At 65.6% G+C, this 22,601-nt stretch carries 18 protein-coding genes and 1 riboswitch; of the genes, 15 read left to right on the plus strand and 3 right to left on the minus strand.

Going from position 1 to position 22,601, the window contains the following annotated elements; all coding sequences use genetic code 11:
- Window positions 1–18: 18 nt before the first annotated feature.
- Together ATC04_RS04445 and ATC04_RS04450 are read left to right on the plus strand one after the other, a co-directional pair.
- Window positions 19–594 carry an NAD(P)H-dependent oxidoreductase gene (locus tag ATC04_RS04445; RefSeq protein ID WP_047119956.1) on the plus strand — a complete coding sequence of 192 codons (576 nt, stop codon included), beginning with the start codon at window positions 19–21 and terminating at the stop codon, window positions 592–594.
- 136 nt (window positions 595–730) lie between these two features.
- A complete protein-coding gene (locus ATC04_RS04450; protein WP_047119955.1) occupies window positions 731–1,849 on the plus strand; it encodes a glutathione S-transferase C-terminal domain-containing protein in 1,119 nt (372 codons plus the stop codon).
- A 15-nt stretch (window positions 1,850–1,864) separates the two neighbouring features.
- Here ATC04_RS04450 and ATC04_RS04455 read toward each other — a convergent pair whose 3' ends face one another.
- Window positions 1,865–2,176 (minus strand): hypothetical protein, encoded by a 312-nt coding sequence (locus tag ATC04_RS04455; protein WP_047119954.1) that lies wholly within the window; start codon window positions 2,174–2,176, stop codon window positions 1,865–1,867.
- A 116-nt stretch (window positions 2,177–2,292) separates the two neighbouring features.
- Between ATC04_RS04455 and ATC04_RS04460 the strand changes: the two genes are divergently transcribed.
- Entirely contained in the window at window positions 2,293–3,183 is an 891-nt protein-coding gene (locus tag ATC04_RS04460) for an RNase H family protein (protein ID WP_047119953.1), read from the plus strand.
- 87 nt (window positions 3,184–3,270) lie between these two features.
- Here ATC04_RS04460 and ATC04_RS04465 read toward each other — a convergent pair whose 3' ends face one another.
- Window positions 3,271–4,713 carry an APC family permease gene (locus ATC04_RS04465; RefSeq protein ID WP_047119952.1) on the minus strand — a complete coding sequence of 481 codons (1,443 nt, stop codon included), beginning with the start codon at window positions 4,711–4,713 and terminating at the stop codon, window positions 3,271–3,273.
- Between the two features lie 262 nt (window positions 4,714–4,975).
- Here ATC04_RS04465 and ATC04_RS04470 point away from each other — a divergent pair, with 262 nt between their 5' ends.
- From ATC04_RS04470 to ATC04_RS04515, 10 genes are all read left to right on the plus strand, one after another.
- On the plus strand, window positions 4,976–6,133 hold the full coding sequence (locus ATC04_RS04470) for a serine hydrolase domain-containing protein (RefSeq protein ID WP_047119951.1): 1,158 nt from the start codon (window positions 4,976–4,978) through the stop codon (window positions 6,131–6,133).
- Window positions 6,134–6,143: 10 nt separating this feature from the next.
- Entirely contained in the window at window positions 6,144–6,932 is a 789-nt protein-coding gene (locus tag ATC04_RS04475) for an SGNH/GDSL hydrolase family protein (RefSeq protein ID WP_047119950.1), read from the plus strand.
- 106 nt (window positions 6,933–7,038) lie between these two features.
- Window positions 7,039–7,136, plus strand: a riboswitch (glycine riboswitch).
- Window positions 7,137–7,301: 165 nt separating this feature from the next.
- Window positions 7,302–10,148, plus strand: a complete 2,847-nt coding sequence (gene gcvP, locus ATC04_RS04480; RefSeq protein WP_181728198.1) for an aminomethyl-transferring glycine dehydrogenase — start codon at window positions 7,302–7,304, stop codon at window positions 10,146–10,148.
- Window positions 10,149–10,158: 10 nt separating this feature from the next.
- The gene (gene gcvT / locus ATC04_RS04485; protein ID WP_047119949.1) at window positions 10,159–11,280 is read left to right on the plus strand and encodes a glycine cleavage system aminomethyltransferase GcvT; all 1,122 of its coding nucleotides are present in this window, start codon (window positions 10,159–10,161) and stop codon (window positions 11,278–11,280) included.
- A 59-nt stretch (window positions 11,281–11,339) separates the two neighbouring features.
- Window positions 11,340–11,720 carry a glycine cleavage system protein GcvH gene (gcvH, locus tag ATC04_RS04490; RefSeq protein ID WP_047119948.1) on the plus strand — a complete coding sequence of 127 codons (381 nt, stop codon included), beginning with the start codon at window positions 11,340–11,342 and terminating at the stop codon, window positions 11,718–11,720.
- A complete protein-coding gene (glyA, locus tag ATC04_RS04495) occupies window positions 11,720–13,042 on the plus strand; it encodes a serine hydroxymethyltransferase (protein WP_060616996.1) in 1,323 nt (440 codons plus the stop codon). Before gcvH ends, glyA begins: the two co-directional genes overlap by 1 nt.
- Before the next feature lie 177 nt (window positions 13,043–13,219).
- Complete coding sequence (locus ATC04_RS04500; protein ID WP_047119945.1) at window positions 13,220–14,629, plus strand: L-serine ammonia-lyase; 1,410 nt, start codon at window positions 13,220–13,222, stop codon at window positions 14,627–14,629.
- Window positions 14,630–15,048: 419 nt separating this feature from the next.
- Window positions 15,049–16,404, plus strand: a complete 1,356-nt coding sequence (mgtE, locus tag ATC04_RS04505; RefSeq protein ID WP_047119944.1) for a magnesium transporter — start codon at window positions 15,049–15,051, stop codon at window positions 16,402–16,404.
- Window positions 16,405–16,486: 82 nt separating this feature from the next.
- Complete coding sequence (locus tag ATC04_RS04510; protein WP_047119943.1) at window positions 16,487–17,596, plus strand: NADH:flavin oxidoreductase/NADH oxidase; 1,110 nt, start codon at window positions 16,487–16,489, stop codon at window positions 17,594–17,596.
- A 139-nt stretch (window positions 17,597–17,735) separates the two neighbouring features.
- A complete protein-coding gene (locus ATC04_RS04515) occupies window positions 17,736–18,866 on the plus strand; it encodes a hypothetical protein (protein ID WP_047119942.1) in 1,131 nt (376 codons plus the stop codon).
- 86 nt (window positions 18,867–18,952) lie between these two features.
- On the opposite strand, the gene ATC04_RS04520 is transcribed toward ATC04_RS04515, so the two are convergent.
- On the minus strand, window positions 18,953–20,131 hold the full coding sequence (locus ATC04_RS04520; protein WP_160309098.1) for a CPBP family glutamic-type intramembrane protease: 1,179 nt from the start codon (window positions 20,129–20,131) through the stop codon (window positions 18,953–18,955).
- Window positions 20,132–20,282: 151 nt separating this feature from the next.
- On the opposite strand from ATC04_RS04520, the gene ATC04_RS04525 reads away from it, so the two are divergent.
- Together ATC04_RS04525 and ATC04_RS04530 are read left to right on the plus strand one after the other, a co-directional pair.
- Entirely contained in the window at window positions 20,283–21,560 is a 1,278-nt protein-coding gene (locus ATC04_RS04525) for a YibE/F family protein (RefSeq protein ID WP_047119941.1), read from the plus strand.
- Between the two features lie 45 nt (window positions 21,561–21,605).
- Complete coding sequence (locus ATC04_RS04530) at window positions 21,606–22,586, plus strand: zinc ABC transporter substrate-binding protein (protein ID WP_052772473.1); 981 nt, start codon at window positions 21,606–21,608, stop codon at window positions 22,584–22,586.
- Window positions 22,587–22,601: the final 15 nt, after the last annotated feature.

Below are 22,601 nucleotides of genomic sequence, written 5' to 3' on the forward strand. Positions count from 1 at the left end.
CCCCAAGGAGAAAATACTATGTCGAAGATCGCCATCGTTACCGGTTCCACTCGTCCAGGCCGCAACAACATCAGCGTTGCCCAGTGGGTGCTGGAGCAGGCGCAGGCATTCGGCGGCGCCGACTTCGAGCTTGTAGACATCGCGGACTTCAACCTGCCGGTGCTGGACGAAGCCTTCCCGGCCGCCTACCAGAACTACCAGAGCGAGCATGCCAAGGCCTGGGCCGCCAAGATGAACGAGTTCGACGGCTACATCTTCGTTACCCCGGAGTACAACCACTCGGTCTCCCCGGCGCTGACCAACGCGCTGAGCTACATCAACGTCGAGCTGAACAACAAGGCCGCCGGCCTGGTGGGCTACGGTTCGGCCCTGGGCGCCCGCTCCATCGAGCACCTGCGCGGCATCCTCTCCGAGCTGCAGGTAGCCCACGTGCAGAAGACCGGCCTGTTCTCCCTGTTCACCGACTTCGAGAACTTCTCGAACTTCAAGCCGACCGCGGAGGGCGCCGCTTCGGTGCAGCCGATGTTCGAGCAGCTGCTGGCCTGGACCGAAGCCATGAATTCGGTGCGCGCCGCCGCATCCGTCAGCGCCTAATTGCACGCTGCCTGAACGGCCTAGCGTTCAAGTGCAAACGGCGGGAAGCTTGTACCAGGCCTCCCGCCGTTTGCCGTATCACCCGAGAACTTGCCCCAGAGCGGGCAACCAAGCCAGAGATTGTGGAGGATCGAGCATGTCGCAGGACTATTCAACCAAGGGCGCGTACGTCACGGGCAGTGAATTCACGCGCGATACCAACTACATCCAGGACCGCATCGTTGCCGATCCGCGGCCGGAGGCGTTCTCCCACGGGGAGCCGGTAAGCAAGATCGGGCACCCGAATGCGGCCCTGGGCGAAGGCGCCCAGCTCTGGCAGGTCGAAGCAGGGCGCTACCGCTTGGTGGCCGCCCGCGCCTGCCCGTGGGCCAACCGCACGCTGATCGTGCGCCGCCTGCTGGGCCTGGAGGATGCGATTTCGGTTGGCCTGCCAGGTCCGACCCACGACGTGCGCAGCTGGCGGTTTGATCTGGACGAGGGCGGCAAGGACCCGGTGCTGGGCACCGAACGCCTGCAGGAGAACTACTTCAAGCGCTTCGCCGACTATCCCCGTGGCATCACCGTCCCGGCCATCGTGGACATCCCCAGCGGCGCGGTGGTCACCAACGACTACCCGCAGATCACCTGGGACTTCTCCACGCAGTGGAAGCAGTTCCACCGCGAAGGAGCCCCGGACCTGGTCATGGCGGACCAGCTCGACGAGATGCTCCCGCTGATCAAGCGCATCTTCACCGAGGTCAACAACGGCGTCTACCGTGCGGGCTTCGCCGGTACGCAGGCCGCCTATGAGGACGCCTACGACCGGATCTTCACCACCCTCGACTACCTCGAAGAACGCCTGGCCACCCGCCGCTTCCTCATGGGCGACTACATCTCCGAAGCCGACGTGCGCCTGTTCACCACGCTGACCCGCTTCGACCCGGTCTACCACGGACACTTCAAGGCCAACCGCAACAAGCTGATCGAGATGCCGAACCTCTGGGGCTACGCCCGCGACCTGTTCCAGACCCCGGGCTTCGGCGACACCGTGGACTTCGAGCAGATCAAGGACCACTACTACAAGGTCCACGAGGACATCAATCCAACGCAGATCGTGCCCAAAGGCCCGGACCTGTCCAACTGGCTCGAATCCCATAACCGCAACGAGCTGGCGGACAACGGCCCATTCCTGGGCGGCACCGCTCCGGGCGAAGTCCGCACCGAGGAACGCGTCGCAGCAGGCCACAACCCGCTGTACCCGCTGGAAGGAAAATAGCCGGCAGCGGCCGGGCTACCTCTTGAAGTCGAAGCCCTGCTGCTCGCACGCCGCGGCAAACGCCTCGTCGTCGGTGATCACGGGCTGACCTGATGCATCTGTCGATACCGCGTTGCGGATCGAATCGGTGGAGGCCGCCGAGCCATGCTCGGCGGCCTTTTGCCGATTCGTCTGCCCGATATCGCCCGGGGCGGTCAGGCTGCCGCCGTAGTGGATGCACGCGGTGCTGCCCTCGGGATCGCTGCGGCGCAGGTCGTCGGGCGACGGACCCGAGCAGGCGGCCAGGCCCAGGGTCGCAACAACGAGGAGCGGCAGAATCTTTTTCACAGTTCACCATCCTACGGACCATCGCCAGCGCCGCGGCGTTGGCGCGGCGCAAGGACTCCGGAGCCTTCGCACGTCTCTTTAGGCGGCGGGGGAGGTCAGGTGGCAGGATTAAAGCCATGACGATCACCGCAGCGGCAGACGGATCAGCCCTAGGAAACCCCGGCCCGGCAGGCTGGGCCTGGTACATCGACGAGGCGAACTGGGCCTCCGGCGGCTGGGACCATGGAACCAACAACATGGGCGAGCTGCAGGCGGTCCTCGAACTCTTCCGCGCCACCGCCCAGTACCCGGAGCAGGAACTGAAGATCCTGTGCGACTCCCAGTACGCCATCAACTGCATCAGCAAGTGGATGCCGGGATGGAAAAAGCGCGGCTGGAAAAAGGCCGACGGCAAACCGGTGCTGAACCAGGAGATCCTCAAGGAATTGGATGCGGCGATCAAGGACCGCAAGTACACCTTTGAATGGGTCAAGGGCCACGCCGGGCATGACCTGAACGAAGCTGCCGACGACCGTGCCCGTGCCGCCGCCACCGCGCACCAGCAAGGCACTGCGCCGGACCCGGGCCCCGGTTACACCGCCGGAGCGGCATCTGCCGCGGCAGCTTCCACCGCAGCCCCTGCCGCCCCCGCTGAAGCAACCGCTCCCAAGTCCGCCCAGGATACGGCTGCCACGGTCTATGAACTTGAACTGGGCTTCCTCGACCCGCAGATCCGCACCAGCTTCGCCGAGCTGAGCGATTTCCTGCATCCGGGATACCAGGAAGTCACCCGCGGTGGCGGGCTGCTGGATGTCGCCACGGTGCGCACCCAGCTCGAAGCCGGGGCGCAGCTGCCTGCCACCGGCGAGGTGCAGGTGCTCACCGCCCGCGAGGTCGACAGGGATCTGGCCCTGCTGGCCTACCGCATGAAGGTCGAGGGCTCGCCGATCCTCGTGGTCTCCTCATGGTGGCAGCGCACCGAGAGCGGCTGGAAGCTGCGCTTCCGCCAGGAAACCGTCCAGCAGTAGCCGCAAGGCGATGGGCATCCCGCCCCAAACGGCGAAGGCACGAACCCCGCACGGTTCGTGCCTTTGCCGTTTTGCCGGGGCGGATTGCTAGAAGTGCCCCGAGGAGATGTTGCCCTTTTTGTAGTTGATGCGGTTGGCCAGCCAGTTGACCGCCCAGAGCGCGACGCCAAGGGCCAGCAGCAGCCCCGCAATCTCATACTGCACCCAGTCCGCGCGCGAGCGGGCCCATGGCCCGATCAGGAAAGCGCTGGTGGCGGCGCCGAGGATCGGGATGATCGTCGGTGCGCGGAAGGAATCCTCCGGCGCCTTGTCGCGGCGCAGCACCAGCAGTGCGATATTGACCATCGTGAAGACCACCAGCAGCAACAGGGCGGTGGTGCCGCCGAGCGAGCCGACGATCCCGCTTTCGGTATCCAGGTTCACGTAGACCACCAGCGCGATGGCCAGCAGCGTGGTGAAGATGATCGATAGCGTCGGGGTGCGACGCTTGGAATGCACCTTGCCCAGCACCTGCGGCAGCACACCCTGGCGGGCCATGCCGTAGAGCAGGCGGCTGGCCATGAGCATGTTCATCAAGGCGGTGTTGACCACGGCGAAGACCGTCAGGAACGGGAAGATCGCGTCCACCGGCAGGCCCGGGGCGCCGATGCGCACGACATCGAGCAGGATGCCCGCGTCAGGATTCTTCGGGTTCAGCAGGTCGCCGGTGGGGATCACCATGATGATGGTGACCGCGACGAGCATGTAGATCACGGCGCAGATGCCCAGGCTGATGAGCATGATGCGCGGGAAGGTCTTGTTGGGGTTCTTGGTTTCCTCGACCAGATTCACCGAATCCTCGAAGCCGACCATCGCGAAGAACGCGATGGCGGTGCCCATGGTGACCGCTGCGAACAGGCTGCGGTCCTCGGGGGCCTCGAAGACCACCAGTCGGCTGATGTCGCCGTGGCCGCTGGCGATGGCGCCGATGCCGATGGAGATGATCACTGCCATGATGCCCAGGGAGATCACCGTGAGCACCATGTTGAACTTGACCGATTCCCCGACGCCGCGCAGGTTGATCAGGGCCAGGATCACGATGATCGCGATGGCGGCGAACATACCGGCTTCGGGTGTGGTCGGCACGCCCTCGATGAATTGGCCGAAGCCGATCAGCAGGTTCTGCCCAACCAGGGTGGCCGAGGTCGCGGCGCTGGTGATGCCGGAGCAGGCCACCGTGAAGGCCACCAGAAAGGTGACGAAATGGATGCCGAAAGCCTTGTGAATATACAAAGCAGCGCCCGCCGCGTGGGGATACTTGGTGACCAGCTCCATGTAGCTGAAGGCGGTCAGCGTCGCAATGGCGAAGGCGATCAGGAACGGCAGCCAGGCGGCGCCGCCGACCTGTCCGGCGACCTTGCCGGTGATCGCGAAGATGCCTGCGCCGATGATGTCGCCGATGATGAGGAACATCAGGAGTTTGGGGCCGATGACCCGCTTGAGTTCGGCGGGTTGTCCGCCTGGAGTTGAGTCTTCTCGGGTTGCAGTCATAGGCGGATGAGCCTTTCCAATCTTCGATTCGAGCTGAAGAATGCGACATATTTTGTCGTCGTCTATTCAATGGGCGAAATCGATCACTATGCTAACAGCAATAAATGCTTGTCGTTCCGGCCTTTTCGGAGGTTATTCCTCCGTTTATTGAGAATGGCTCTTTGAGGAACTTATGGTTCAGGCATGATTTCGCCGGAGAACGCGAATTTCCGCTGCGGCTACTAGTGTTAGTTGCAAAGAGACATGCTTTCGAAGGATTTAGATGGAATCGGTCATAACTGACGACTTTGCCCCGCTCGCGCAGGCGCTGCAGGACCGTGCCGCAGTGGAGGACGGCTACTCGGCGCAGCTGGCCGTGTACCACCGCGGCGCCCTGGTGTTGAGCCACAGCGTGGGGGAGCACCTTTCGGGGGATGCGCTCACCTGCGTGTTCTCCTGCACCAAAGGGCTCAGCGCACTGGTCATCGCCCTGCTGGTCCAGGACGGGCTGATCGATCCGGTCGCCCCGATCACCGACTACTGGCCCGAATTCGGCACCCACGGCAAGGGCAAACTGAGCGTCGGGGAAGTGCTCAGCCACCAGGCCGGAGTGCTGGGCGTCCCCGGCGGGGTGCCCAGTCAGGTGTTGCTGAACTCCTCGGAATATGCCAAGATCCTCGCCACCATGCCGAGCATCTGGCCGCTGGGCCAGAACATCGTGGGCTACCACGCCATCACCATGGGTGTGCTCATGGAGGAACTGGTCCGCCGGGTCACCGGCAAAGAGCTGAAAGAGGTCTTCGAGGAACGCATCCGCAAGCCCCTGGGCGTGGACGCGTATATCGGGCAGGACGACTCGCTGGAACCGCGCTACCGTGACGTGCTCCCCGCCGCCCCGGCCGAACCGGCATTCTTCGACCCCTTCTCCCCGGCAGGCCTGGCAGTCAACTCGGCCTCCGGGTTCGCGCTGGACAGCGGTCCGGTCTACAACTGGCACGAGCTGGCCAACTCCCGGCAGGTCCGCAGGCTCGGCCCGGCCTCCATGGGCGGCGTCGCCGATGCCCAGTCGCTGGCGGCCATCTACGCGGCCTCCTTCGGCCCGGTGCCCTCACTTGGCGCCGCCCGGGGGTTCCTGAGCGAGGACACCTGGTCCCGGGTATCCGCGGAGCTCGTCTACGGGCACGACCGCACCAACGGGCTGCTCCAGGCCTTTGCCCTGGGATTCATGAAGGCCACCGCCCGCAACGACTATGGTTCGATCTTCGCCTACGGCCACGACGGGGCGAACTCCTCGCTGGCCTTCGCCGATCCGGCCTACCAGCTCGGCTTCGCCTACATTCCGTCGCGCAACGAGGGCGAGAAGAGCATTTCCACGGGCGTGCAGCTCAGCCAGCTGGCGCGCCAGGTGGTTATCGGCAAAATGATGCAGGCCAAGGGCTAGGAGGAAGAGCATGGCAAAGTTTCTGGCAATGGGGGACTCCTTCACCGAAGGCGTTGGCGACGACGATCCGCTGCGCCCCAACCAAGTGCGCGGCTGGGCGGACCGGGTGGCCGAGGTGCTGTGCGCCCGCGGCGACTGGGAATACGCGAACCTCGCGATCCGCGGCAAGAAGATCGGGCAGGTGATCAACCAGCAGATGGACCAGGCGCTGTCCATGAAGCCCGACGTGGTCTCCCTCTACGCCGGCGGCAACGACATCCTGCGGCCCAAGGCCGACCTCGAGGCGCTGATGCGCAGCTACGACAGCATGGTCAAGCGCTTCGCCGATGCCGGGATCACCGTGCTGCTGTTCACCGGCTTCGACACCGTCGACTCGCCGCTGTTCTCCAAGACCCGCCCGCGCACCGCGATCTACAACGAAAAGGTGCGCGAGATCGCCGACCGCTACAACACGCTGGTCGCCGACTACTGGCGTTGGCGCGAATTCTCGGACGTGCGCTACTGGGCCGTGGACCGCCTGCACATGGGCACCGCTGGCCACACGCTCATGGCCGCCAAGGTGCTGGACGTGCTCGGAACCCACGGCGTCACCGAGGGCAATTGGTCCTCCGACATCGAAGTTCCGGTGCTGCCAGCGGCTGCGGTGAACGCCCCCCGTCAGAAGCTGCGCCAGGACCTCGGCTGGGCCCGGGAATACCTGGCTCCATGGGTCAAACGCCGCCTGACAGGCACTTCCTCGGGGGACAGCCTGAGCGCAAAATACCCGGACTACATCCGGCTGGGCGCGGAAAGCAGCTAGCGCTCGTCATGCAGGGGCTCCGGGGCCGAAAGATTGTTTGCAGTTGGCCCCGGGGCGGGTACCATGGGAGGTGTGTTGTGGGTCATTGGCCCGCAACCGAAGCCATAGAAGGATGGCGGGAGAGTCCCGTTCACACCATGGACGGGCGCCGTAGGAGCAATTCCTCCCCAGGAAACTCTCAGGCACCCGTACCGCCATCAAGAGGCAACTCTGGAAAGTAACCGGCCTGTTCCGGTTCACCGAAGGTGCAAGCAACCGGTTTGGTAGGCCGGCTGCGTAAAACTCTCAGGTTGTGCAACAGGGATGGGGAGGGACAGCGACCTTCCTTTGGCATGCGCCAAGACAGATCCCCATGGAGACACCTGCACCATGACCATCACGCAGACTTCTGCTAACACGAACAGCGAATTCGTGTCCCGCCATATCGGCCCGCGTCAGTCCGACGTCGAGACCATGCTCCAGACCCTTGGCTACAACAGCCTGGACGAGCTGATCGACACGGCAGTTCCCGCCGACATCCGCCAAGATGCCGCTCTGGACATCCCGGATGCACTGACCGAGACCGAGGCACTGGCCCACCTGCGTGAGCTGGCCTCCAAGAACGTCATGAAGACCCAGATGATCGGCCAGGGTTTCTACGACACCATCACCCCGGCAGTCATCCGCCGCAACATCGTCGAGAACCCGGCCTGGTACACCGCCTACACCCCGTACCAGCCTGAGATCTCCCAGGGCCGCCTCGAAGCCCTGCTGAACTTCCAGACCATGGTCATGGACTTGACCGGCATGCCGATCGCCAACGCCTCGCTGCTGGACGAATCCTCCGCCGCCGCCGAAGCCGTGCTGATGATGCGCCGCGCCAACAAGAAGAAGTCCAACGGCAAGACCGTGCTGGACTCCAACATCTTCCCGCAGACCATCAAGGTCGTGCAGGGCCGTGCCGATGCGCTGGGCTTCGAGGTCGAGGTCGCCGACCTGTCCGCGGGCTTGCCGGAAGGCGACATCTCGGGCATCGTGCTGCAGCAGCCGGGCAACGACGGCTCGATCGCCGACCACGCCGAGGTCATCGCCGCCGCCAAGGCCGCCGGCGCGATGGTCACCGTGATCGCCGACCTGCTCTCGCTGACCATGATCGCCGCCCCGGGCGAGCAGGGAGCCGACATCGCGGTCGGCAACACCCAGCGCTTCGGCGTGCCGCTGTTCTTCGGCGGCCCGCACGCCGCCTACATGGCCGTGGCCAAGGGACTTGAGCGTTCCATGCCGGGCCGCCTGGTGGGTGTCTCCACCGACGACGCCGGCACCAACGCCTATCGCCTGGCCCTGCAGACCCGCGAGCAGCACATCCGCCGCGAGAAGGCCACCTCCAACATCTGCACCGCCCAGGCGCTGCTGGCCATCTGCGCCTCGATGTACGCCGTCTACCACGGCCCTGCAGGCCTGAAGCAGATCGCCACCCGCGCCCACAACCACGCCCGCGTGCTGGCCAGCTCCCTGGTCGCCGGCGGCTTCGAACTGGCATCGCAGGCCTTCTTCGACACCGTGGTCGTGACCGTCAAGGACGCCGAGGAAGTCATTGCCAAGGCCAACGATGCAGGCATCAACCTGCGCAAGGTCTCCGGCACCCAGGTCGGCATCTCCACCGACGAGACCACCACCTCCGCCACCGTCAAGGCCCTGGCCGGCGTCTTCGGCGTGGAACTGTCAGCACCGGAAGGCTTCGAGATCCCCGAGGGCCAGGTGCGCACCAGCGCCTACCTGACCCACCCGATCTTCAACACCATCTCCTCCGAGACCCAGATGATGCGCTACCTGCGCCGCCTCTCGGACCGCGACCTGGCCCTGGACCGCACCATGATCCCGCTGGGCTCGTGCACCATGAAGCTGAACTCGGCCGCCGAGATGGAATCCATCACCTGGCCTGAGTTCGCCTCCATCCACCCGTACGCCCCGGCAGCGCAGACCGCCGGCTGGCGCGAGCTGATCACCGACCTGGAAGGCCGCCTGACCGCGATCACCGGCTACGCCGGCGTCTCCATCCAGCCGAACGCCGGGTCCCAGGGCGAGTACGCAGGCCTGCTGGCGATCTCCGACTACCATGCTTCGCGCGGCGAGTCGCAGCGCAACGTCTGCCTGATCCCCGCCTCGGCCCACGGCACCAACGCCGCCTCGGCAGTGCTGGCCGGCATGAAGGTTGTGGTCGTCAAGACCGCAGCCGACGGCACCATCGACGCCGGCGACCTGGATGCCAAGATCGAGGCCAACAAGGACGTGCTGGCCGCGATCATGATCACCTACCCGTCCACCCACGGCGTGTACGACGCCGACGTGCGCGAGGTCTGCGGCAAGATCCACGACGCCGGGGGACAGGTCTACATCGACGGCGCGAACATGAACGCCCTGGTGGGTCTCGCCCAGCCGGGCAAGTTCGGCGGCGACGTCTCGCACCTGAACCTGCACAAGACCTTCTGCATCCCGCACGGCGGCGGCGGTCCGGGCGTCGGCCCGATCGGCGTGGGCGAGCACCTGGTGCCGTTCCTGCCGGGCGACGCCTCGGGCACCTACTCCGAGCGCGACGGCGTGCCAGTGGTCGCCACCGCCTTCGGCTCGGCCGGTGTGCTGCCGATCTCCTGGGCCTACATCGCGATGATGGGCGGCGAGGGCCTGACCAGCGCCACCAAGCACGCGATCTTGAACGCGAACTACATCGCCAAGCGCCTGAATGAGCACTTCCCGATCCTGTTTACCGGCAACAAGGAACTGGTTGCGCACGAGTGCATCCTGGACCTGCGCGAAGTCACCGCCAAGACCGGCGTCACCGCAGAAGACGTGGCCAAGCGACTGATCGACTTCGGCTTCCACGCACCGACCCTGGCTTTCCCGGTCGCCGGCACCCTGATGGTGGAGCCGACGGAGTCGGAGGACCTGGCAGAGATCGAGCGCTTCATCGAAGCCATGATCACCATCCGCCAGGAAATGGAAGAAGTGCTGGCCGGCGTCTACGAGCTGGCCGAATCCCCGCTGCGCCGTGCCCCGCACACCGTGGCGGCAGTGGTCAACAGTGGTTGGGACCGCAAGTACACCGTCGAGCAGGCAGCCTTCCCGGTCGCCAGCCTCAAGGTGGACAAGTACTTCCCTGCGGTGGGCCGCATCGACGGCGCCGGCGGCGACCGCAACCTCATCTGCTCCTGCCCTGCTCCAGAAGCCTTCGAAGACTAGGAACATCGCAATGACTGAAACCATCACCAAGCACACCGCGCTGCACGGCAAGCACGAAGCCCTGGGCGCGAGCTTCACCGACTTCGGCGGCTGGGACATGCCGCTGAAGTACGGTTCGGAACTGGCAGAGCACAAGGCGGTGCGCTCCACCGCGGGCCTGTTCGACCTGTCCCACATGGGCGAGGTCTGGGTTTCCGGCCCGCAGGCAGCCAGCGCGCTGAACACCGCGCTGGCCGGCAACTTCGCCCTGATGAAGGTCGGCAAGGCCAAGTACTCGCTGATCCTGAACGAAGCCGGCAAGATCATCGACGACCTGATCGTCTACCGCATGGAAGACGAAAAGTACCTGGTGGTGCCGAACGCCGGCAACGCCCCGGTGGTCGCCGCCGAGCTGGCCAAGCGCGCCGAGGGCTTCGACGCGCAGGTGCAGGACGCTTCCGCTGATGAATCGCTGATCGCGGTCCAGGGACCGAACGCCGAGGCCATCGTGGCCAAGCTCGCCGCCGACGAGGCCGGCGCAGCTATCGTCACCGAGATGAAGTACTACTCGGCCGCCTACACGAAGCTCGGCGGGGTGGACGCCATCCTGGCCCGCACCGGCTACACCGGCGAGGATGGCTTCGAGCTGATCATCAAGAACGCCGACGCCGCCGGCCTGTGGGACACCATCGTGGAGATCGGCAAGGACCATGAGCTGGTTCCGTGCGGCCTGGCCGCACGCGACTCGCTGCGCCTGGAAGCCGGCATGCCGCTGTACGGCAACGAGCTCTCGCTGGAGCGCACCCCGTTCGACGCGGGCCTCGGCGCGGTGGTCTCCTTCAAGAAGGAAGAGGACTTCGTCGGCCGCTCCGCGCTGGAGGCAGTGCGCGAGCAGACCCCTGCCCGCAAGCTGGTGGGCCTGAAGGGCCTGGGCAAGCGCGCAGGCCGCGGCGGCTACGCCATCGTCAAGGACGGCGCCGTCATCGGAGAGATCACCTCCGGTCAACCTTCGCCGACCCTGGGCTACCCGGTCGGCCTGGGCTACGTCGATGCGGCCTTCAGCGAAGTGGGCACCGAGCTGGAAGTCGACCTGCGAGGTAAGACTTTGCCATTTGTTGTCGTGGAACTGCCGTTCTACACGCGCGCCAAGTAACGTTAAACAAAGAGGGCATAGCCTAACGCCCCCTATTTCCCCTTGGGAGAGGAAAAATCGTGAGTAAAGTTCTGTCATCGTTGCGCTACTCGGCCGAGCACGAGTGGATCGACGCATCGTCCCCAGCCAAGATCGGCATCACCCAGATTGCTGCCGACGCGCTGGGCGACGTTGTCTACGTAGACCTGCCAGAGGTCGGCGACACCGTCACCGCCGGCGAGACCTGCGGCGAAGTCGAGTCCACCAAGTCGGTCTCCGACCTGTACTCGCCGGTCACCGGCACCATCGTCGAGGTCAACCAGGAAGCAGCGGACAACCCTGCCGTCCTGAACGAGGATCCATACGGCGCAGGCTGGCTGTTCACCGTCGAGGTCGAGTCCGAAGGCCCGCTGCTTTCCGCAGCCGACTACGCAAGCGCGAACGGTGGAAACGTCGAGTAATGAGCAACAAGACTTATGAATCACTGGCACCGGCATCGCTGACCCAGTCCCTGGCCGAGCTGGATCCAGAGGTCGCGCAGCGTATCGATGCTGAGCTGGCCCGCCAGCAGCGCGGCCTGGAAATGATCGCCTCGGAAAACCACACGGCCCAGGCCGTGATGCAGGCGCAGGGTTCGGTGCTGACCAACAAGTACGCCGAGGGCTACCCGGGCCGCCGCTACTACGGCGGCTGCGAAGAGGTCGACGTCATCGAGACCCTGGCCATCGAGCGCGTCAAGGAACTGTTCGGCGCGAAGTTCGCCAACGTCCAGCCGCACTCCGGGGCCCAGGCCAACGCGTCGGTCTACCACGCGCTGGTGCGTCCGGGCGATACCGTGCTGGGCTTGAACCTGGCCCACGGCGGGCATTTGACCCACGGCATGAAGATCAACTTCTCCGGCCGCCTGTTCAACATCGTCCCGTACGGCGTGGACGAGGAGACGAACCTGGTGGACATGGACGAGGTCGAGCGCCTGGCCATCGAGCACCAGCCGAAGATGATCGTGGCCGGCTGGTCGGCCTACCCTCGCCAGCTGGACTTCGTCCGCTTCCGCGAAATCGCGGACAAGGTCGGTGCGTACCTGTTCGTGGACATGGCGCATTTCGCCGGCCTGGTCGCGACCGGGCTGCACCCGTCGCCGGTGCCGCATGCGCATGTGGTCACCTCGACCACGCACAAGACCCTGGCAGGCCCTCGCGGCGGCATCATCCTGTCGAATGATGCGGAGATCGCCAAGAAGCTGAACTCGGCGGTGTTCCCTGGCCAGCAGGGCGGCCCGCTGGAGCATGTGATCGCGGGCAAGGCGGTGGCGTTCAAGATCGCCGCGTCGCCGGAGTTCAAGGAGCGCCAGCAGCGCACCCTGGCCGGTTCGCGGATCCTGGCCGAGCGGTTGACCCAGGCCGATGTGGCCGCCAAGGGCATCAGCGTGTTGACCGGCGGCACGGATGTGCACCTGGTGCTGGTGGACCTGCGCCACAGCGAGCTGGATGGGCAGCAGGCCGAGGATCTGCTGGCGCAGGTGGAGATCACGGTGAACCGCAATTCGGTGCCGTTTGATCCGCGTCCGCCGATGACTACCAGCGGGTTGCGGATCGGCACCCCGGCGTTGGCGACCCGCGGGTTCTCCGAGGAGGCGTTTGCCGAGGTTGCGGAGATCATTGCGCAGACCCTGATTGCCGGGGCCGAGGGCAACACCGGGGTGTTGCCGGCGTTGAAGGCCCGGGTTCTGGAGCTGGCCGCAGCCCACCCACTGTACCCGGAGCTGGCCAAGGTTTCCGAGTAGCATCTTCAAACGAAGATGAGGGCCCGGAAAGCGGCGAAAAAGCGCTTTTCGGGCCCTCAGTCTCTCTACTGCCGAAAATACGCGGCACAAGAAGGACGGCAGGGGGAAGAACCCTGCATGACAGACAAGCCGATCCGGGTTTCACCCGGATCCCAAGATCTAAGGATGTGATCCGCTATGGCGGTAAGCGTATTCGATCTCTTCTCGGTAGGCATCGGACCATCGTCCAGCCACACCGTGGGACCAATGCGTGCGGCCCACGCTTTCATTGCGCATCTGGTGCGCGAGGGGCAGCTCCCCGCGGTGGAGAGCATCCGCGTTGACGTCTACGGTTCGCTGGCCGCCACCGGCCGCGGGCACGGAACCTTCACCGCCATCATGCTGGGGCTGGAAGGCTTCGAGCCGGAAAGCATCCTGCCGACCCAGGTTGATTCCCGCCTGGCGGACATGGACGCCAGCGGCGTGCTGCGCCTGGCCGAGCAGCTGGGGCACCGCAAGGACCTGGACTACCGGGTCGAGGACATGATCCAGCACCCGCTGACCGTGCTGCCCCGCCATACCAACGGCGTGAAGTTCATCGCCTTCGACGCCCAGGGCGCCGAACTGTCCAATGAGACCTTCTTCTCCGTCGGAGGCGGCTTCATTGTGCGTGAAGGCGCCGAGGAACGCATCGAAAAGAGCCTGGAAAAGAAGCTCAAGCAGCAGCCCTATCCGTTCACCACCGCGTCCAAGCTGCTGGAGCACTGCCGCGAAACGGGCAAGTCGATCGCTGAAATCATGATGGCCAACGAGGAAACCTACCGCACCCGCGAAGAAATCCGCTCCGGCCTGATCCACATCTACGAGGTCATGGAGGAGTGCAAGAACTCCGCCCTCGAGCGAACCGGCGTGCTGCCCGGCGGCCTGAAGGTCCGCCGACGCGCGCCTGAATGGCACAAGCGCCTGCGCAAGGAAGACAAGGACCGCGATCCGGTGTTCTGGCAGGAGTGGATCAACCTCGTGGCCCTGGCCGTCAACGAGGAAAACGCTTCGGGCGGCCGGGTGGTGACCGCCCCGACCAACGGCGCCGCCGGCATCATCCCCGCCGTCCTGTTCTACGCAACCCACTACGCCCCGGGGGCCAAGTACTGGAACGCGGAAGAAAAGCACGACGCCGTCGTGAACTTCCTGCTCACCGCCGGCGCGGTCGGCGTGCTCTACAAGGAACAGGCCTCGATCTCCGGCGCCGAGGTCGGATGCCAGGGCGAAGTCGGTTCGGCCTCCTCCATGGCCGCCGGCGGGCTGGCCGAAATCCTGGGCGGAACCCCTGCACAGGTGGAGAACGCCGCGGAGATCGCCATGGAACACAATCTCGGACTGACCTGCGACCCTATCGGAGGACTGGTGCAGATCCCATGCATCGAACGCAACGCGATCGCCGCTTCCAAGGCAGTGAACGCCGCGAAGATGGCGCTGATGGGCGACGGCGAACACCACGTCACCCTCGACGAAGTCATCATCACCATGCGGGAAACCGGCAAGGACATGAGCGACAAGTACAAGGAAACCGCGATGGGCGGACTGGCCGTCAACGTCGTCGAATGCTGACGCACTGACAATCGTGCACCATGCGCCGGCAGGGCGGAGCTTCATCGAAGCTCCGCCCTGCCGGGCTTCCGGACCCTATGAGCTCAGGCACCATGGCGGGACATCAGCAGGCAAGGATGATAGAACTGGAGATAGACGGTGGCCCACGCGCCACCCTGTCCGCAAGGAGGTGATCACATGGACGACGGCCCTAGCCGATCTATGTTCACGCGATCTCTTCGGGACGATTCGTAGCGCCCAAGCCTCTTTCGGCTTCCCTGCGTGCACGTCTGCGAGTTCGCGACCGGCTCTCATTCACGTGCGCAGAACACCAGCTAAATCAGGAGATTTATCTCCTCTTTTTTGATGCTTCCGGCCTTCGGCTTACGGGGCAGAATGCTGATGTTTCCGCGCCAAACAACACGTTTGGACGACTTGCCATGTACACCACTCCAAAAGTAGACTTCTCAACTAATTCTCGGGAACTGCACGCAGCCTTGAAAGCGGAGGAGCTCGGCGCATTGGCCGCGCAGCTTCGCCGGCTGGAACCGGCGGAAATCATCGAACACCTGGACACGCTCAGCCTCTCCGAAGCCGCCATCGCCTTCCGCCTGCTGGACAAGCCGCGGGCGTTGAGGGTGTTCGAAAAGCTCGACGCCCCGCTGCAGGCCGACCTCATCAAGGGCCTCCAGCAGGACGCGGTTGCCCAGACGCTGGCCGGTATCGGAGCCACCGAGCGGGCGGCGCTGCTCGACGAGCTTCCTGCCACGGTGGCTTCCAGCCTGCTGCAGGCACTGGACTCCACGACCCGCGAAGAAACCCGCGTGCTCCTGGGCTACTCCGCGGCCTCCACGGGACGCTTCGTCTCGACGCGCTACATCAAGACCTACCCGGAGCTGACCGCAGAGCAGACCCTTGAGCGCGTCCGTCAGCAGGTGGCCGAGCGCACCAGCGCAAACCTGGTGCTCGTGGTGGACCACGAGCGCCGCCTGCTCGGCGGAGTGGAGCTCAGCCAGCTCATCGCCGCTGATCCGCAGAGCCTCGTCGGGGACCTGCTCACCCCGATGTTCACCGCGACGGTCGCGGATCCCGCGGTGCAGACCGCGCGCCGTGTGGTCAACCGCCAGCTCGAAATCGGCGCGGTGCTCGACCAGGAAGAAAAGCTGGTCGGGGTCCTGAGCTGGGCTCAGGCGCTGGAGATCCTGGACGACGCCGACGAGGCGCGGACCGCACGCACCGCCGGTTCCGAACCGCTGAACCGGCCGTACCTGAGCACCCCGATCGGCGGCATGGTCCGCTCGCGCATCCTCTGGCTGCTTGTACTGGCCATCGGCGCCACGTTGACCGTGCAGGTGCTTTCCAGCTTCGAGGAAACCCTTGAATCCATGGTGGTGCTCAGCCTGTTCATTCCGCTGATCGTCGGTATCGGCGGCAACACCGGCAACCAGGCGGCGACCACCGTCACCCGAGCCCTGGCCATGGGGGAGGTGCGGATCTCCGACATCGGCCGCGTGCTGCTGCGCGAGGTCCGCGTGGGCTTCGTGCTGGGGCTCAGCCTCGGGCTGCTTGGCTTCTTGCTGACGCGGGTGATCTTTGAGGAACAGGTCGCCTGGGTGATTGGCCTGACCTTGATGGTGCTGTGCACCGTGGCGGCAGGGGTCGGCGGCATCATGCCGATCATCGGCAAGTCGATCAAGGCCGATCCGGCGGTGTTCTCCAACCCGTTCATCTCGACCTTCGTCGACGCCGCGGGGCTGGTTGTCTACCTGAGCATCGCGGTGCTGGTCCTGGGCTGAGGCTCCGGCCCGCGCCGGGGCGAAATGTTACGCCGCATCTCGGCGGCGGAATAAGCGGCCGGGCCGGAACGTCATACCTAGCATGCCTCAAAGTAAACTCTTCGCTCCCACGACCATCCCTACCCGCGCCGGAGAAGGCCTGGCGCTGCGCAACCGCGCGGTGCTCCCGCCGATGTGCCAGTACTCCATCGAGCAGCGCGACGGGATCCCGACCGCCTGGCAGCTGGTCCATCTGGGCGCCCACGCCCAGGGCGGATTCGGGCTGGTCATTGCCGAGGCCACGGCAGTGGCGCCCGAAGGCAGGATCTCCGATTTGGACGTCGGTTTGTGGAACGAGCAGCAGGCCGAAGCCTGGAAGCCGGTCACCGAGTTCATCCATTCCCAGGGGGCCGCCGCCGGCGTGCAGCTGGCCCACGCCGGAGCCAAGGCCTCAACCTACGGCTGGCTCAAGGAATACGAGGACGCCGGGAAGACCGGAAGCCTCGCCCCGGAGGACGGCGGCTGGCAGACCCTGACCTCGACCCCGAGCGACCTGCACGGACTGGCTCCGGCAGCCCAGATGTCCGGGCAGCAGATCGCCGACTCGGTGCAGGACTGGGCCGAGGCCGCGAAGCGTGCGGACCAAGCTGGATTCGACCTGATCCAGATCCATGCAGCGCATGGCTACCTGATCCATCAGTTCCTCTCCCCGCTGGTGAACCATCGCACCGACCAATACGGCGGCAGCTGGGAGAACCGCACCCGCTACCTGCGTGAGATCGTGCAGGCAGTCGCAGCCGTGTGGCCGCAGGAGAAGGCCCTGGGCATCAGGTTCTCCGGAGACGACTGGGTCGAGGGCGGCTGGCGCATCGATGACACGGTGCGGCTGGCCACGGAACTCTACGCGGCGGGCGTGCGGGCCTTCGACCTGTCCAGCGCGGGGATCGGGCCCTTCCGCGGTCCCAGCGGACCGGGATACCAGGTGCCGCTGGCCCAAGCTGTCAAGCAGGCGCTGCCCGAGGACGCGTTCGTCACGGCCGTCGGCGGGATCACCGATCCAGTGCAGGCCGAGCAGATCCTGGTGACCGGCCAGGCCGACGGCGTGAGCGTGGGACGCGCCGCCCTGGGCGACCCGCAGTGGCCTAACCGGGCTGCCAAGAAGCTGGGCGCGGCCACGGCATCCCCGGCGCAGTACTGGCGCGGCCGCTGGTAGATTCAGGGGGCCATACTGATTTGCGCGGATCCGCGGCTTACTTTGCGCTTACCTCTTCCTGCATCTGAATAGTGATGTTAGGTTAGTGCCACGGATCAAGTCGCATCGCGGCGAGAGTCGCGTGCGGAAGGGAGTCAGCATGGCACTACGCGCGGATTCTAATGGAATCGACGCTTCGCTCTACCGAAAGCCCGGCCCGTGGAGCACCGCACTGGTCGATGCTTCGCTGGGAAACACATCCGCCCAAGAGGCAGCAGATAATCTTCCCGACAAGGTGGCGAAGCTGCTCAAAAGCCAGCAGGCAAGCGCTGGGGATATCAGCGCCGTCACCGGTGCACTTGAGCCAGCGCAGGGAATGCGCGCACCGGTAGCCCGTTTCATCGCAGTGCATGACGGCGAGGTGCTGTTGAACGAACTGCTCCCCGGGCTGAAGGTTGAATCGCCGTCGGTCGACGTCGGACCGTTCCCGAACTTCACTGCGCTGGCGCGATCCCGCGGCGGCTCGTTCTCCTACCTCGTGGCAGAGGTCGGACGCGACGGCGGAGAAGTCCATCTCTACAACACCACTTCACCCGAACGCATCGCCAGCCGCGGCATCGTCGGCGCACCGGAGGAAGTCCGCCACGCGCGCAAGGTGCCCGGGGAATACGACCAGCCCAAGGCCCAGGCCGCTGCGGATGAAATGATTCGGCGGAACACGGAGGAAGTCGCCGAGCTGATTGAGGACATGTGCCGCGACAACTACGTACGGCTGATCGTCCTCTCCGGGGACATCAAGGCCCGCGAAGCGGTCGCCAGCGCGCTGCCGGCCAACCTGCAGGACTATGTGGAAGTCATCGACGCCCACACGCGCACCGGCGGCGCGGATACCAAGCAGGTGCAGCAGCATATTTCGAAACTCGTGGACGAGGTGAAATCGGCGGCCGTCGCGGACCTGGAGGCCAAGGTCACGGCGCAGGCAGGCAACGGGAGGTCGCTGCTGGCCGTGGGGCTGGACGAAGTCGTCACCGCGCTGCAGTCGGCCCAGGCCGAAGTGGTGCTGGTCGGCCAGTACCAGGACGAGCACACCCTGCGCGCGCTGAGCGCCGAGCCATGGGTCGCACACCAAGAAGGAGATGATCACGCAGACCTGGTAGTCGGCGAATGGCCGGCCCCGGAAGTCCTGCTGCGGGCCACTGCCCTGACCGACGCAACGATCCGCTACGTCCCGGACATGGCCATGCCCGACGGTGCCGGCATCGCCGCGCTGCTTCGGTGGGCCAAGTCCTAGGAGCCAACCGCACTTAACCAACCAAGCGTGGGAACGCCTCGGCGATCCCACGCTTGCCTATGCCTGCCGTCGCGTATGCGGGGCGGCTACCGGTAGCTCCGGTCCGGGTCCTGTCCGGCTGGTCCGTCCGGCCCCTGCGCTCCGGGCTGCCCCGGTTCCATCGGCGTCTGCGGGAATCCGTCCGGCCCGGGCTGGTGCTGTCCGGCGAAGTTCCCGTTCTCCTGCGGCGCCCAGTAGGCCTGCTGCTGCGGGCCCATCGGGTAGGCGATGGGCCACGGCTGCAGCAGGTGCTGCTCGGCGCGGCGGCGCGGCGCCGGCCCGACGCTGCGCTGGATGTCCTTCTTCTGCGCGAGCTTGACCAGCAGGACCGTCAGGATTGCGGTCATCGCGCCGGAGATGAGCAGCGAAACCAGGTCCGAGCCCTCGGCGTTCAGGTCCACCAGGCCGACCGAACCGAGCAGGAACAGCGAGGTGTTGTTCACGACGTGGATCGCGATCGCGGCTTCCAGGCCGCCAGTGCGCCAGGTCAGGTAGCCGGCGGCGATGGCGAAGATCGCCACGTCCAGCAGGCCGTAGACGTCGTACAGGTGCCCGGCGGTGAACAGCGGCACCGGCAGCAGGATCGCGAAGAGCGGGTGCTTGAGCCAGCTGCCGATGACCTGCATGAACGCCCCGCGGAAAACAAGTTCCTCGGCTGCGCACTGCAGCGGGGTGAGCAGGATGACCAGCAGGGCGTAGAATAAGGGGCTTGGCGGGATGCTGCTGGCAGGCACCTCGACGCCGCCGCCCGCATCCAGGGCGTCCAGGATGAACGTCAGCGCGAAGTAGGCGGCGTACACGATGCCGCTGACCGCGAACGCAGTGCCCATCCAGCCCCAGCGGATCTTCCCGGCGACCGAGACCAGCAGGCAGACCGGCTTGGCTCCGAGCAGCAGGTAGGCGAACCACACCGAGGGGATCATCACGATCAGCGAGATCATCACGATGGAGAACATCATCGGGTCAGCCATGTTCATCACCGTGAGCTGCTCCAGCGCCGCGGTGTCGCCGCTCCAGAACGCCGGATTGGACATCATCATCACGAAGGCGATGACGCCAACCACGATGGAGAGCACCGCGAAGAATCCGGAGGCAGTGCCCAGCAGCGCCAGCGGACGCCACCAGCGGTAGTTCTCGTCGCGCCGCAGGAGCCTGTGGAACTCGTAGCGCGGTTCATCAACGTTTTCCGTCGGGGCCGGAAGCCCCGCATTTGATGTCATGCTCATGCTTCCATTCTCCCGGTGAGGCCCACCCAAACGCATGAACCTTCCGGAGGATCTCTGCGCTCATTCCGAAGGGGCAGGCATCCGGGCTTGCCACTGGCTGATTAGACTTGGGGACGACAACTTCGACTCGAGCGATGCGGAGAACGCACCCGTGGGCCACCACCATCACGACGAACCCATCCTGCAGGACCCCAAGCGGCGCCGCCGTGCCTCGATCATCCTCTGGGCCTTGCTCGCACCGGTCGGCGCCCTGGCGCTGGTCATGGTCATCGCGCTGTGGCCGCAGGGGAACTACGACAAGTTCGCCCTGTCGGGATCCACTGACACCACCGGCGGCGCGGTGATGGCCACCGGCACCGTGACCCGTTCGGTGTTCCAGGACTGCCCTTCTTCGCAGGGCCTGGAGGACGTGGGCGGCAAGGTGCTCGAATGCACCGTCACCTACGTGATGCCCGATGACGGCGGCGCCGAGATCCAGCTGGAGATCCCGCAGGAGACGCTGCAGTCGCGCGAAGCGCGGGCGGGGGATTCGCTGCGCTACCTGGACCTGTCCAAGGTGGGCTCCAACTCCGGGACGGATTTCGTGTTCGTTGACTTCGTGCGCACCTTCCCGATGGCCCTGCTGGCGATCGCCTACGGCCTGGTGGTCGTGCTCGTGGCAGGATGGCGCGGGGCCCGCGCCATGATCGGGCTGGTCGGCGGCATCGCCTTCATGATCGTGTTCATGGTCCCGGCGCTGCTGGAAGGCGGCAATCCGATTGTGGTGGGCCTGACCGGTTCGACTGCCATCATGTTCGTGGCGTTGTATTTCGCGCACGGGCTGAATGCCAAGACCTCCACCGCGCTGCTGGGCACGCTGTTCGGCTTGGGGGTGACGGCCGGACTGGCGCTGTGGCTGACCGACGCGGCGGCGCTGACCGGGGCGCACGACGAGGCCGCCATGACGCTGTCCACCGTGGCTCCGCAGATCTCGCTGCCGGGCCTGCTGATCTGCGGCGTGCTGATCGGCGGCATGGGTGTGCTCAACGACGTGACCATCACCCAGTCGGCCACGGTCTGGGAGCTGGCAGAGTCCGCGCCGAAGGCCAGCGCCACCGAGCTCTTCCTGCGCGGCATGCGCATCGGGCGCGACCACATCGCCTCCACGGTCTACACCATCGCCTTCGCCTATGCCGGCGCGGCGCTGCCGGTGCTGGCCATCGCCGCGCTGAGCAACCAGGGCTTCGGCACCACGCTCAGCTCCGGGGAAATGGCCGAGGAAGTCATCCGGATCCTGATCGGCTCCATCGGCCTGGTGCTGGCGATTCCGGTGACGACCGCCATCGCGGTGCTGGTGGTCAAGGCCACCGGAACCGGGGGAGCACACGGCAAATCGCTGGGCGGCAGCGGCCGCCGGGCGGCGCTAAGTGCGAATCATTCTCACGAGTAATGTAGAATAGTTCTCAATAGCGAACCTGAACTAGAAAGCTTCCTCGTGAAAAACCGCTCAATTCTCGCCTCACTTGCCCTCGTTCCCGTCGCCGGCCTGCTGCTGTCGGGATGCTCCTCCGATGCGCAGAGCGCGCCGGAGACCTCGGGCCCGAGCATCGTGGCCACCACGAACGTCTACGCGCAAATCGCCCAGACGGTAGCCGGCGAGCATGCGGAGGTCAGCGAGATCATCGCCTCCACCGCGCAGGACCCGCATTCCTACGAGCCGACGGCCCGCGACAAGCTCGCCGTCTCCCAGGCCAGCATCGTGCTGGCCAACGGCGGGGGATACGACTCCTTCATGGACACCCTGGTCCAGTCGCTGCCCCAGGAGCAGCGCGACAACCTCTCGCTGCTGCATGTGGTCGACTCCTCGCCGGTCGCCGCCGAGGAAGCCCAGGGCCACGGGGACGAAGCCGATGAGCACGCCCACGACGAGGGCGGGGAGCACGGGCACGAGCACGCCGAGTACAACGAGCATGTCTGGTACGACCTGGACTCCATGAGCGCGCTGGCCGATGCCCTCGCCGCCGAGCTGGGCAAGCAGGACGCCGCCAACGCCGCCGACTACACGCGCAACGCCCGGGAATTCGACGCCGACATCGAGCAACTGGCTGGCGAGCTGTCCGCCGCCGGGCTGGAGGGCAAGAGCTACCTGATGACCGAACCGGTGCCGTTCCACCTGCTGGAGGACGCCGGCATGGTCAACAAGACCCCCGCCGGGCTGAGCGAAGCCATCGAGGAAGGCGAGGGCATCGCCCCGCTGACCCTCAAGAACGCCGAGGACCTGCTGGCCGGCAAGGGCGCGGACGTGATGGTCTACAACGTGCAGACCGAAGGCACCGAAACCAAGGCCCTGAGCTCGGTGGCGAAAGACGCCGGGGTGCCCGTGGTGGAACTGACCGAGACGATCACCGACGGCTCGACCTACCTGGAATGGATGCAGGGAAACATCGAATCCCTTGCCTCCGCGCTGAAGGGCTAGCGCTTACGTAGACTT

It is taken from the genome of Arthrobacter sp. YC-RL1 (genome assembly GCF_001454985.1).
GTDB classification, from domain to species: domain Bacteria; phylum Actinomycetota; class Actinomycetes; order Actinomycetales; family Micrococcaceae; genus Glutamicibacter; species Glutamicibacter soli.

Bases quoted from the DNA above. Each gene is read 5' to 3' on its own strand.
- ATC04_RS04445 (WP_047119956.1), top strand. From the start codon at position 19: ATGTCGAAGATCGCCATCGTTACCGGTTCCACTCGTCCAGGCCGCAAC.
- ATC04_RS04450 (WP_047119955.1), top strand. From the start codon at position 731: ATGTCGCAGGACTATTCAACCAAGGGCGCGTACGTCACGGGCAGTGAA.
- ATC04_RS04460 (WP_047119953.1), top strand. From the start codon at position 2,293: ATGACGATCACCGCAGCGGCAGACGGATCAGCCCTAGGAAACCCCGGC.
- ATC04_RS04465 (WP_047119952.1), bottom strand. From the start codon at position 4,713: ATGACTGCAACCCGAGAAGACTCAACTCCAGGCGGACAACCCGCCGAA.
- ATC04_RS04470 (WP_047119951.1), top strand. From the start codon at position 4,976: ATGGAATCGGTCATAACTGACGACTTTGCCCCGCTCGCGCAGGCGCTG.
- ATC04_RS04475 (WP_047119950.1), top strand. From the start codon at position 6,144: ATGGCAAAGTTTCTGGCAATGGGGGACTCCTTCACCGAAGGCGTTGGC.
- gcvP (WP_181728198.1), top strand. From the start codon at position 7,302: ATGACCATCACGCAGACTTCTGCTAACACGAACAGCGAATTCGTGTCC.
- gcvT (WP_047119949.1), top strand. From the start codon at position 10,159: ATGACTGAAACCATCACCAAGCACACCGCGCTGCACGGCAAGCACGAA.
- glyA (WP_060616996.1), top strand. From the start codon at position 11,720: ATGAGCAACAAGACTTATGAATCACTGGCACCGGCATCGCTGACCCAG.
- ATC04_RS04500 (WP_047119945.1), top strand. From the start codon at position 13,220: ATGGCGGTAAGCGTATTCGATCTCTTCTCGGTAGGCATCGGACCATCG.
- mgtE (WP_047119944.1), top strand. From the start codon at position 15,049: ATGTACACCACTCCAAAAGTAGACTTCTCAACTAATTCTCGGGAACTG.
- ATC04_RS04510 (WP_047119943.1), top strand. From the start codon at position 16,487: ATGCCTCAAAGTAAACTCTTCGCTCCCACGACCATCCCTACCCGCGCC.
- ATC04_RS04515 (WP_047119942.1), top strand. From the start codon at position 17,736: ATGGCACTACGCGCGGATTCTAATGGAATCGACGCTTCGCTCTACCGA.
- ATC04_RS04520 (WP_160309098.1), bottom strand. From the start codon at position 20,131: ATGAGCATGACATCAAATGCGGGGCTTCCGGCCCCGACGGAAAACGTT.